Consider the following 9,112-nt stretch of genomic DNA (forward strand, 5'->3'; position numbering starts at 1 on the left):
CCGGTCCAGGAGGCCACCGTCACGCGCCAGATCGCTGGGGGCACCCTGGAGGCCCGCAGGGAGGCATACGAGGCGATCGAAGCCCTGGTGCACGAACACCCCGAGACAGGGCACGAAGCATCGGTCTTTCACGCGATGCCGCTAGGACCCAAGTTCCGCACACACCGAGAGGAGCACCCCCATGGCTGAGAACAACACCGTCGACTACGACGCGCTGTCCGCGCGTCTCACCGACCCTTCAACCCCACTCGCGCCGCCCCAGCGGGTTTGGAGCGGCGACGAGGCTGCCGCCCAGGGGCGCGCGTTCCTGCTTCGCGAGTATGGCTCGGAAGAGGCACTCGAAGAGGCGATGCGCGCCGGTCGACCTCGCGTAGGTTCGACCAAAAACGGCCCTTCGCCGGTTGTCCGTGGAGCGATCCCGGCCGAAGACTACGAGGCATTTCAGAAGCTCGTCAACCTCACGGGAATGAAAGAAGCGCAGCTGGTACGTCGGGCTGTCCACAAGCTGCTCGTCGGCGAGCAGCTTGTGGACAGCTGACGCCTAACCTCAACAGGGGCGCAGCTCGCGCCGTCATCGCCACGGCGCCGGTCATGCTGGCCGAGACTGCGTTCAGCAGCGACCAGTTCAGGTGCGCAAGGCCGAATACCCAGCTCGTTCCGATCAGAGCCGCCACGATGACGGCTCCGCGAACCCAGCGGTTCGATGGCGCCGCCATCACCACGGCGCAGACGACCAGGAGCAGGCCCCGGTAGGCCAGCTCTTCCGGGGCCGGTGCGTAGATTGCGAAGAACGCCGGCGGAACCCGCCGCTGGGGCCCCGGCGAGGGCCTCGTACCGTGCATCCGTAGCCGGCACCGTCTCTGCGAGAGCAGACGACCAGGAGCAGCGCGTAGCCGATCCCGATGCAGACAAAACGCGGCGGCCACGCCCGCGGCGGCCGCGACCGTCAGGCGGCGACCGCCTATGAACGCCAGACCAAACACATCGCGTAGGAGGCGGACAGCCAACACCCGTGCGCGAGTCAACACCCGTCGAGTCCGCCGACGGAGCGGCCGGTTCGACGCCAGCAGCAGCAGCATCACAGCCCCGTTCGTCGCGCGGCCAAGCAGCAGCACGGCCCGGCGCGATCGTGCCCACCACAAAGGACCGGATGCCGGCGCAGACCGGCCAGGGAACAGTACAGCAGGGTCGGTGGAGCTCATGGCAGGCATCCTCGCACCTGGCTACGACACGGTGCCGCTTCCCGCTGCGCTTCACGCCGTTTCTGGGCATCGACTCATGTCGGCAGGATCATGTGTTTTCACTGATGATCGGTTGATTTCTGAAACTCAAGACGGACGGCATTGTGCGCCGCCCGGCCCGCGCTGCGCGCATACAGGAGTGCCCCCGCGCTCACGCACGGGGGCACTCCTCACGAGAACAACGTCATCAGGTGCGATGCTGGGGCCCCTGCTCAGAACCGGTCTTCCGCTCTGTTAGCGCGGTGAGAAAGCCGATTAGGCCGACGATGGCGATCACGAGCCCAAGGACGGTGCCGATGATGAATGGGATGCCATTTCCTCCCCGTCCTTCAGCATCGGCAGCGATGCCCTCATTTGTTCCGAGCCAGATCATCACGACCATGACCGAGACGCCTGCGAAGAGGATGAGAGAGGAGAGCCAACGCTTCATGATGCCTCCTAGTTGGGATTGCAGAGAGCCAAGACGGTCAGATTGTATCCAACGTTAGGCCGCCACGAGTCAAGATTCCACGGCGTCTTGGTGGGGGCGTTCGCGACGTGGCACACGAGCTGATCCCGGTACTTCTGACCGGTATAAGTGGCATTTACCCACAGCTTGTACTCCACGTAGTAATCGTCGAACGATCGGCCGAGACCAGGGTAAGTGGTCTTCGGCATCACCGAGACGATTGTGCCCCGAGGATCGCCCACCAGCCCAATGCTCTTGATCAACGTTCCCTTAACGATCGGGTCGGCCACCACAGGGTATGCCGTGCCTGGCCCATGATCCACGACCTGAATAATCGTTGATCCGCGGATCTCAAAGCGCGTGTTGAGATCCGCACCATTCGCGTCCTTCGCCCACGGAGGTGCGATCATCGCCAACGGAGTACCGTCGGCGTCAACGATTCCGTAGTATCCATCCTCGGCCGCGACGATGCTGGCACCATCCGGAAGCGTGAAGTCGTATACATACTCGGTCGGAGCGCTTGCGTTCTCGATTACCGTGAGGATCTGCACCGCATCCTCGCCCCTGACCAGTGGTACGGTCGTCGACGAATCGCCATTGTCGAAGGCGACCACATCAGAGTCCAATCGCTCGGCAGGTGCCGCGGCGTCCGCCCTCGGTAAGCCGATCACGATGTCGCCGCCATCGGTCGAGAACGCTAGGCCGTCAGCTGCATCAGCAGGGACTTCAACGAAGCCCTCCTCCGTCACTCCCGAAAGCACCTCAGGTGCAACAGCCTCGATCACTTCCAGCGCATCCGACGATGAATCCGCCAGCGCTGGCGTACTCACCACCCCGGCCGCAACAACAACCGCGAGGCCAGCCGCTGCAAATAGTCCACGTTTCATAGAGTCCCCCCAAAATCGTCCGCCCGATCGAACGGATACCTAACAGACGAGCGATGCTCGCGTTCAAGGTATCCGAGGAAGTATGTTCCCCGCGTCCGCCATCTGGGGGACAAGCGAGGATGCCAATCCGTTCTGAGACTGTGCTCGCTCTGATCCCGGACGACGCCGAGCACATGGTGGATGATTGCAAGAGGATGAGCGGGCAAGTCACTGCGCAGCGGATCGTGTGCCAGCTGGCTTGGTTGCGGGTAGCGTGGACGCGTGAAGTCTCTGATTCAGCGGCGCATCGCGATCGATCGAACTCGCGTCGTCGGGATCGTCGGGGTCAGTGTCGGGGCGACAGGCTTTATTCTGATGTCCGTGCTCGCTCTCGTCGACGCGCTGCCGTGGAGCAACTGGATACCGGTGTTCATCTGGTTGATCATCGCGGGCGGCGGTGTCGACAATCTCCGGAAAGCCCGACATCGTCTGCGCGCGTTTGAGGCAGAACACGGAGCGGGAGCCGGCGAGCAGACGCCTGTGTAGTCCCCTGAACCGCCTGGCTGCGAACCGACTCATCGGCGGCTGCACGCCCCACACACTCGCCGTTAGCGTTCGAAGCCGCGAGAAGGTGTCCGGTTTCGGGTGTTGTCGGCGTCGCGATTGAGTGATGTGCTCTTGCGGGCGCGTTGCTTGGTGAGCTGCAGGTAGCGGGCGTCGTTCGCGGCTTCTTGTTCCGGGGTCCCGATCGTTGGCCGCGTGGGACGTGTCGGGGCGGGTTCGCGTTGCATGCGCTCAAGGCGGGTGCGGAGCTCCGCGGCTTGTTTGCGGGCGGTGTCGAGTTCGGGGACTGTCCCCGGCGTGACCGCGTCGCGCTTCCACGCCTCGCGCAGCTGGGCGGGAGGCGTCGGGGTCGGGTCGACGCCATGCTTCCGGGTGAACTCCTGTCGTGCGCTCTGGTGCGCTTCTTCGGCGGTCCGCCGAAGAAGCACGAAGGCCTCCGCCGCGGCCACTCGAGCCTGTTCCACGTTCTCGTAGTCACGGGCCCAGCGGGCGGTGTGGGAGGTCTCGGCCGCCGCCACGGTTTTCTGCTCGAGCTGAGGTCAGGGCCTTCCGGCACGGCGGGGAATTGCCAGCCGTGGATCGAGATGGTGGGGAAATTAGGGCCAAACACCGATTGAAACCGTTCGCGGCCCCACTCCTCATCGAACGAGAGCAACTCTGCTTGTTCGGCAGTCAGCGACTCCACTTGCCCGGTCGCGGGGAGATACACAAGATCGCACCCCCGGAGTCCCGCTCGGAGGGCGTGGAGTGCAGAGGCCCGTCGGCTCCGGCAACATCGACTCGATTAGCAAACACTGAGCATCAGAAAGCAACTGGAACCGCGACACCGTTCCAGGTTCAGTGCCGTCCGAGCTGCCATCAGCGATGCGCTGCATCGACGATGCAGTTCACGACGCCCCCATTGGACGGGTGAGACAGGCTGCTGAGCGCTCGCCACGTACTCGCCGCATTGTCGGCTCAGCGGCCTTTGGCCACCCCTTATAGGTGAGACCCATCGAAAGGGGCCAGCTATGAGGTAGCTGGCAGACCTTCGGCTGTGCTATGAATCTCTCCTATGACGCGGCTACAGGTCAGCAACGAAAAGTCTCAGCGAGAGAATCACCGGTTGGGACGACGGCTTACCTGGCTTGAGATCGTCGCCGCCTTACTCGCGATCGCCACTGCGTCGCTAGGCATCTGGTCATCGACTCTGAATTCAGACATTGCGCACCTGAACGCCACCATCGACACGCTGAACCGTGACGTGGCTACGGCGCAGGAACAGCTGAATGTCCGCCAAGAGGAGATCGAGTCCCTCCGCCACGAGAATGGCGAACTCCGCGCTGCCCTGCCCCGCAGCATCGCGCCCGAGGAAGTCCCCGATGCCAGAAACGTCGGAGCGGTCACACTCGCTGACGGCGGGGACGCAATCGACCTCAACTCGACGCAGCCGACCTTCGATACTGGGATCGACACGAGTACATCGGACACGTTGAGCTACCGAGACGGAGAGCTACGAACTTCCTGGCATCAGCTGGACATTCTCGCTCTCAAGAACGGTCATAAGGCCGCATACGAAACATGTGCTATTGCGACAGGCTACGCCCCCACGAACACGATCGAGCCGCACCGGCTTACGGGCGAAGACATATGTATTCGATTGAAGTCAGGGAACTACGCGAGGATTGTCGTGCAAGAGTCGGCACCCGAACACGTGACCCTTGAAATCACCACCTGGGAACCACCACTCTGATTTCAGACGGCCCCGTGATCTAGCTCCGCTTTCCCGATAGTCGAGCCGGTGTCGTCGCCCATAGAAGTGCCGACACTGGCAACCACACACCTGCGACCAGCAGATTGATGATGGTCATCCCGCTCCACTCCCATGCATCATTGAGCTTCAGTGGTTTTCCTCTCACGGCGAGCCGGATCACTACACCTACTGTTGAGGCGGGGAACCACCACCACAGCGGGAAGGGGGAACAGTATGCCAATGCAGCGACAGCTAGCCACGCTGTGGACGGCGCCCTCGATTCGGCGATCACAGTGGAATTTGTGACGTTCACGAGCAACGCAATGATGAGCACCAGAGCAAACGCCCAGCAAGCGGGAGAGAGCGTGTCACGAGCCCAGGAATCCGCGTCTAGAAGCCACCTCGCGGCCGCGCTCCACTGAAGCGATCGAGCAGCGGAGGCGAGATTTCCAAGGGCAGCCTCCCCCGACCACACACCGGCAAACGCCGCTATCGCGATCAACGACGCAACTAGCCGGAACGGCAGATCCCAGTTCACGTCACGAACGTTCTTCACCGTAGACACAAGGTCCATCTGCATCAATCCTGCACTCGCGTGTACTGAGGTCGGGCCTTCATGGCGTGAATCAATTCTTCCGTTCCTTCATCCCGGACCAACACCACGAGCTCTAGGAGGCGGCCGCCGGAATCAAACCCCAACCGCAGCTGCCTTCCCGGGTTTTCGTCGTCCAGAGCAGCCGCCAGGACTGGCCAAGAAGCAGCTTCGATCCCGCCGTGCTCAGACACTCCATGCTTGAGCGCTGACCGGCGAACGATCATGCCGCGTGAGACCACGCGGCAAGCGCCACCCGAATCGCCTCTGACCGATTCAAATGCTCGCGCTCCGCCCGCACCCCATAACCGCCGCCAGTTCCGCAGCCGTCAGACGCACCGGGACCACCTGAGCGGCCTCAACACCCTGAGCCGGACGCCCGCCGACGCTACGACGCAAATCCTCTACGTCATACCCCGCCTCAGCCTCGGCCACCCACTCGTCAACCTGCGCCTCTGAGACCTCGTGCCCCTGCATCTCCCTCGCCATGCACGTATCGCATTACGAATCCAAGGCGCACGCCACCCCGGGCTTTACACTGATCCCCTAGATATATCTCAAAATTAGATACATACTGAGATGCATATAGTTCGATCAAAGCGTTCCAGGTGCTGCAACATCTGGAACGCGCCTCGCCATGGTGCGCGCCGACCCGATCACCTACGCCCAGACCGTGGCCGACCTGTACGCCACGCTCGGCTCCACTCACTCTCTCGATGACGAGACCTCGCAGCTACTGCAGCGCTCCGCGCCGCAGCCCCACGCCACCCCTGATCACTATCTGCGATGCGGTTTAAGACCCAATCTCACTTGACAACCCGTGAGAGGCTGAGCCGCAGCTCATCTCGCGCCCTGGCGCGTGGGAAAGTGGAGGCTCAGCCTCTCACGGTCATCAACCTCAATACGCCTTCCGCGGCATCCGGTCAGGCACCAGCTCAGTCGTAGATGTCCGACCGGTGGCCGAGATCGAGTGCGACGATCAGAACGTCGCCACGGCGCACGTCGAGAATCACTCGATAGTCGCCCACGCGCAGCCGCCACAGCCCGGACAGCTCATGCTGCAGAGGCTTGAGTCGGTCGGTCGGGTCGTCCAGTTCGGTCAGTTCGTAGAGCGCGACCAGGACGCGGCGCGACGCTGGCCGGTCGAGCTTCTTGAGCACCTTCGTGAACCGGGGAGTCTGGGTCAGCCGATAGCTCATCCGCGCGCGACGTTCGCGCGCGCCTCAGCCCGCAGCCCGTCGGCATCGAAGCCGAGTTCAGCGGCCACATCATCGAGCGAGGATGTCGCAAGGTCACCCCGGCGCGCGGCCTCCGCTTCGGCGCGCAGCGCGTAGGCGTATTCGAGTTCGCCCAGGTGCTCGGCCACAGCCTCGCGCACATAGAACGCAGCCGGTCGGCCGGTGGACGCGGCGAGGGCATCGAGCCGGGTCTTGATATCGTCCGGCAGCCGGACACTGAGAACACCTGTAGACATGTAAACAGTCTCGCACGGATCGCCTCTGAGCGCACGAAGATGCCCCGGCTACCTTGAAGTCGAGATCTTCGCGGATTTGACCGCGCTCTATGCCGAGTTTCACCACCGTCGGTGATGTTGCGCCGAGCTCTCCGAACGCGTTGATCCAAGCGCAGCCGCGGTGCCCCTCACCCCTAAGCCAATCGAAGTTCGTCAGGACGCGGTTCTCCGGCTGAGTTGCGCCGTCAACTACCGCCGCAAGCGAGGCATGACATCGCTCATCACGCCGATCCAGCGTCGCGATCGCGTCCTTGCGCTTGAACAGTGGCGATCGGAGTCAGTCAGGGATGACCAACCGTGTCGTCATGGCCATGCCACAGCAGCGCTTGCGCAACGATGACGCTTTCGCCGTTGAAAGTGACGGCTGGGCTTTCGTGGAGTTGGTAACCCAGAGCAAGTGCCTCGCTGACCCGACGGCAGAAAGAGACGTCGTCAGGGCCAGTGAGGATGCGGTAGATCGGTAGCCCGTCCGGCGGTTCGTTCACGTCACCAGGCTAGCAACGAATCCCGACACTGGCGGATATGGAAGTCTCAGACCTTGAAGCCAACTGGCTCGGAGTCTTGACCGTCGCGGTGGAACGGGTGCAGTCGCTCGCCATCTCCAGGGCTGGCACCCCCTCCCGCTCAGCGGTGCTGCTCACGCTTGCCGAGTTCCCCAGATTGCCGTGGTCGACCTTGCCCGATCCTTGAGCTGGCGCACAGCGCGTGTGTTCGCGTTGCTGACGAGCTTGTGTTAGACGAAGGGGGCAGGGTCGAATCACAAGAACCTGCCGCTGGACGACGTTGAACTAGCAGGTCACGGCATCGGTCGTTCTCGCGGTGGGCTGACGACGAAGATCCACCACACCGTCGGTGGCCGCGGACTGCCGCTAGCGCCGGCGGGCAACGCAACGATGGCGCGATCACCTACCGCGCCGGAGCCGTCCTCCACGCCTGCCTCACATGGACGACCCTATTGGAAGACACACCCTAGCTGGCTTTACGTCGTTGTCGGAGGCCGAGCACAACGATGCCCCGGCCAGGCGTGCCGGCCGGGGCATCGTAACGCCTACTTCCGTCGTCGTTCTCGCTCTACCCAGAGGCGCACACCTTCCGCGACGATTTGCGCGTTCGTCACCCGCACCCCCCGGGCGGCCGCCAGCACCTTGCCCTCTTTGATGAGGTCAGGTGTCTCCAGCGGGAGACGGAAATACTGCCCCGTCCAGGGCGTTGTCGGCAGACCCCTGACGGGAGTCCGCAGCACCCCGTCGGATACTTCTTCCACTTCGGGTTTGCTCTGAGCCTTCACGGGCCGATCTTGTTTCTTGGCGCGTTTGGGTTTCTTCTCCCCGGTCATGCCCGCGTCCTCTCCAGCGCCTCGATCAGCACATTCGGATAGCCCCTTATTGGCTCGTCTAACTGGCTAAACAATTGCTCGAGCTGCTCACTCATCGTTTCCTCTCAACCGCCGAATGTGTCGCTGTCAGTCGTCACGTTCACGGACTGGAGCTCGCCCACCCAAACCTGCGTCGACGAACTCGTCGACGGCAACTGAATGCGCCCCGAGTCACCGCCGCCGGTCCACTCCACCGACCACGTCGACGTAGCCGTAACCGTTCCACCGTCCGACTGGTGCTGGTATCGGAATCCGCACGTCGGAGAATCGACCGCCGCCTGGTTCGCCATAGCGACCGCATCGAACGGCGTTCCACCACTCGCGCAGCCGATGGTCTGCCCATCGCCCGACGTGTACGCGAGGGACTGCACAGACGCCGTGCCCGTCACCGTCACCCCACCATAGGTCGCCGTCCGACTGATCGGCCCCCACGTGGCCTCTGTCGGGTTATCCACCCACAGCCACACCGGAATCCCCAACCACGTACGCCGATACGGAGCCGTGCCCGCAGCCTGAGACGGAGTATACCGAACGATCCCCGGAGGCGGCGTCAACAACCACAGCGACACGTCGTAGCACCCGCGCCCCGTGCACGCCTCAATCGCATCGCACGAGTACCACTCCGATGCTTCGCTGAATCCTCATCCTCCGGTACCCTTTCGTAGACCCGCCAACGCTACTCAAACCAGTATCACACCCTGCGAGACATTTTCACGCCCGTTTCGTGCAGCGAGCGCTTCGGCGAGCGCAGCCGGAACCGCCCACCCGCCCCCCTGCCGCC

The 9,112-nt window shown here is 63.1% G+C and carries 15 protein-coding genes and 1 pseudogene; 6 read left to right on the forward strand and 10 right to left on the reverse strand.

The window, feature by feature from the left end:
* The coding region (locus tag CQ040_RS20905; protein ID WP_219844758.1) for a hypothetical protein at positions 1 to 189 on the forward strand (189 nt) is incomplete at its 5' end.
* On the forward strand, positions 182 to 538 hold the full coding sequence (locus CQ040_RS20200; protein ID WP_105720500.1) for a hypothetical protein: 357 nt from the start codon (positions 182 to 184) through the stop codon (positions 536 to 538). The genes CQ040_RS20905 and CQ040_RS20200, both read left to right, overlap by 8 nt.
* Here CQ040_RS20200 and CQ040_RS21320 read toward each other — a convergent pair.
* From CQ040_RS21320 to CQ040_RS20215, 3 genes are all read right to left on the reverse strand, one after another.
* Positions 459 to 1,211: a CPBP family intramembrane glutamic endopeptidase gene (locus tag CQ040_RS21320; RefSeq protein WP_105528687.1), complete on the reverse strand. Its 753-nt coding sequence runs from the start codon at positions 1,209 to 1,211 to the stop codon at positions 459 to 461. The two genes, CQ040_RS20200 and CQ040_RS21320, sit on opposite strands and share 80 nt — an antisense overlap.
* A gap of 217 nt (positions 1,212 to 1,428) precedes the next feature.
* Complete coding sequence (locus CQ040_RS20210) at positions 1,429 to 1,671, reverse strand: hypothetical protein (RefSeq protein ID WP_105528686.1); 243 nt, start codon at positions 1,669 to 1,671, stop codon at positions 1,429 to 1,431.
* An 8-nt stretch (positions 1,672 to 1,679) separates the two neighbouring features.
* Positions 1,680 to 2,576, reverse strand: a complete 897-nt coding sequence (locus CQ040_RS20215; RefSeq protein ID WP_146113976.1) for a DUF2599 domain-containing protein — start codon at positions 2,574 to 2,576, stop codon at positions 1,680 to 1,682.
* Positions 2,577 to 2,837: 261 nt separating this feature from the next.
* Here CQ040_RS20215 and CQ040_RS20220 point away from each other — a divergent pair, with 261 nt between their 5' ends.
* Positions 2,838 to 3,101, forward strand: coding sequence for a hypothetical protein (locus CQ040_RS20220; protein WP_105528684.1), 264 nt, complete (start codon positions 2,838 to 2,840; stop codon positions 3,099 to 3,101).
* A gap of 62 nt (positions 3,102 to 3,163) precedes the next feature.
* Here the strand turns inward: CQ040_RS20220 and CQ040_RS20225 are convergent, their stop codons facing one another.
* Positions 3,164 to 3,637, reverse strand: coding sequence for a hypothetical protein (locus CQ040_RS20225; RefSeq protein ID WP_105528683.1), 474 nt, complete (start codon positions 3,635 to 3,637; stop codon positions 3,164 to 3,166).
* Positions 3,638 to 4,173: 536 nt separating this feature from the next.
* Between CQ040_RS20225 and CQ040_RS20230 the strand changes: the two genes are divergently transcribed.
* Positions 4,174 to 4,851 (forward strand): hypothetical protein, encoded by a 678-nt coding sequence (locus tag CQ040_RS20230; protein ID WP_105528682.1) that lies wholly within the window; start codon positions 4,174 to 4,176, stop codon positions 4,849 to 4,851.
* Positions 4,852 to 4,870: 19 nt separating this feature from the next.
* On the opposite strand, the gene CQ040_RS20580 is transcribed toward CQ040_RS20230, so the two are convergent.
* From CQ040_RS20580 to CQ040_RS20255, 4 genes are all read right to left on the reverse strand, one after another.
* Complete coding sequence (locus tag CQ040_RS20580) at positions 4,871 to 5,425, reverse strand: hypothetical protein (RefSeq protein ID WP_146113975.1); 555 nt, start codon at positions 5,423 to 5,425, stop codon at positions 4,871 to 4,873.
* 953 nt (positions 5,426 to 6,378) lie between these two features.
* The gene (locus CQ040_RS20245) at positions 6,379 to 6,642 is read right to left on the reverse strand and encodes a type II toxin-antitoxin system RelE/ParE family toxin (RefSeq protein ID WP_105528680.1); all 264 of its coding nucleotides are present in this window, start codon (positions 6,640 to 6,642) and stop codon (positions 6,379 to 6,381) included.
* Positions 6,639 to 6,917: a ribbon-helix-helix protein, CopG family gene (locus CQ040_RS20250; protein ID WP_105528679.1), complete on the reverse strand. Its 279-nt coding sequence runs from the start codon at positions 6,915 to 6,917 to the stop codon at positions 6,639 to 6,641. The genes CQ040_RS20245 and CQ040_RS20250 overlap by 4 nt, the downstream gene beginning before the upstream one ends.
* 320 nt (positions 6,918 to 7,237) lie before the next feature.
* Complete coding sequence (locus CQ040_RS20255) at positions 7,238 to 7,441, reverse strand: DUF1737 domain-containing protein (RefSeq protein ID WP_105528678.1); 204 nt, start codon at positions 7,439 to 7,441, stop codon at positions 7,238 to 7,240.
* 37 nt (positions 7,442 to 7,478) lie between these two features.
* Here CQ040_RS20255 and CQ040_RS20855 point away from each other — a divergent pair, with 37 nt between their 5' ends.
* Complete coding sequence (locus CQ040_RS20855; protein WP_181157123.1) at positions 7,479 to 7,646, forward strand: hypothetical protein; 168 nt, start codon at positions 7,479 to 7,481, stop codon at positions 7,644 to 7,646.
* Between the two features lie 53 nt (positions 7,647 to 7,699).
* Positions 7,700 to 7,860: pseudogene (locus tag CQ040_RS21155) on the forward strand (IS5/IS1182 family transposase); the annotation flags it as partial.
* A 144-nt stretch (positions 7,861 to 8,004) separates the two neighbouring features.
* On the opposite strand, the gene CQ040_RS20585 reads toward CQ040_RS21155, so the two are convergent.
* Both CQ040_RS20585 and CQ040_RS20265 read right to left on the reverse strand, forming a co-directional pair.
* Positions 8,005 to 8,292 (reverse strand): hypothetical protein, encoded by a 288-nt coding sequence (locus CQ040_RS20585; protein ID WP_146113974.1) that lies wholly within the window; start codon positions 8,290 to 8,292, stop codon positions 8,005 to 8,007.
* Positions 8,293 to 8,396: 104 nt separating this feature from the next.
* Positions 8,397 to 8,786, reverse strand: a complete 390-nt coding sequence (locus CQ040_RS20265) for a hypothetical protein (RefSeq protein WP_258131736.1) — start codon at positions 8,784 to 8,786, stop codon at positions 8,397 to 8,399.
* Between the last annotated feature and the right edge of the window lie 326 nt (positions 8,787 to 9,112).

The sequence above is a fragment of the Microbacterium sp. MYb54 genome, assembly GCF_002979515.1.
Lineage (GTDB): Bacteria > Actinomycetota > Actinomycetes > Actinomycetales > Microbacteriaceae > Microbacterium.

Bases quoted from the DNA above. Each gene is read 5' to 3' on its own strand.
- CQ040_RS20250 (WP_105528679.1), bottom strand. From the start codon at position 6,917: ATGTCTACAGGTGTTCTCAGTGTCCGGCTGCCGGACGATATCAAGACC.
- CQ040_RS20585 (WP_146113974.1), bottom strand. From the start codon at position 8,292: ATGACCGGGGAGAAGAAACCCAAACGCGCCAAGAAACAAGATCGGCCC.
- CQ040_RS20245 (WP_105528680.1), bottom strand. From the start codon at position 6,642: ATGAGCTATCGGCTGACCCAGACTCCCCGGTTCACGAAGGTGCTCAAG.
- CQ040_RS20855 (WP_181157123.1), top strand. From the start codon at position 7,479: ATGGAAGTCTCAGACCTTGAAGCCAACTGGCTCGGAGTCTTGACCGTC.
- CQ040_RS20215 (WP_146113976.1), bottom strand. From the start codon at position 2,576: ATGAAACGTGGACTATTTGCAGCGGCTGGCCTCGCGGTTGTTGTTGCG.
- CQ040_RS20230 (WP_105528682.1), top strand. From the start codon at position 4,174: ATGACGCGGCTACAGGTCAGCAACGAAAAGTCTCAGCGAGAGAATCAC.
- CQ040_RS20580 (WP_146113975.1), bottom strand. From the start codon at position 5,425: ATGGACCTTGTGTCTACGGTGAAGAACGTTCGTGACGTGAACTGGGAT.
- CQ040_RS20210 (WP_105528686.1), bottom strand. From the start codon at position 1,671: ATGAAGCGTTGGCTCTCCTCTCTCATCCTCTTCGCAGGCGTCTCGGTC.
- CQ040_RS20200 (WP_105720500.1), top strand. From the start codon at position 182: ATGGCTGAGAACAACACCGTCGACTACGACGCGCTGTCCGCGCGTCTC.
- CQ040_RS21320 (WP_105528687.1), bottom strand. From the start codon at position 1,211: ATGCCTGCCATGAGCTCCACCGACCCTGCTGTACTGTTCCCTGGCCGG.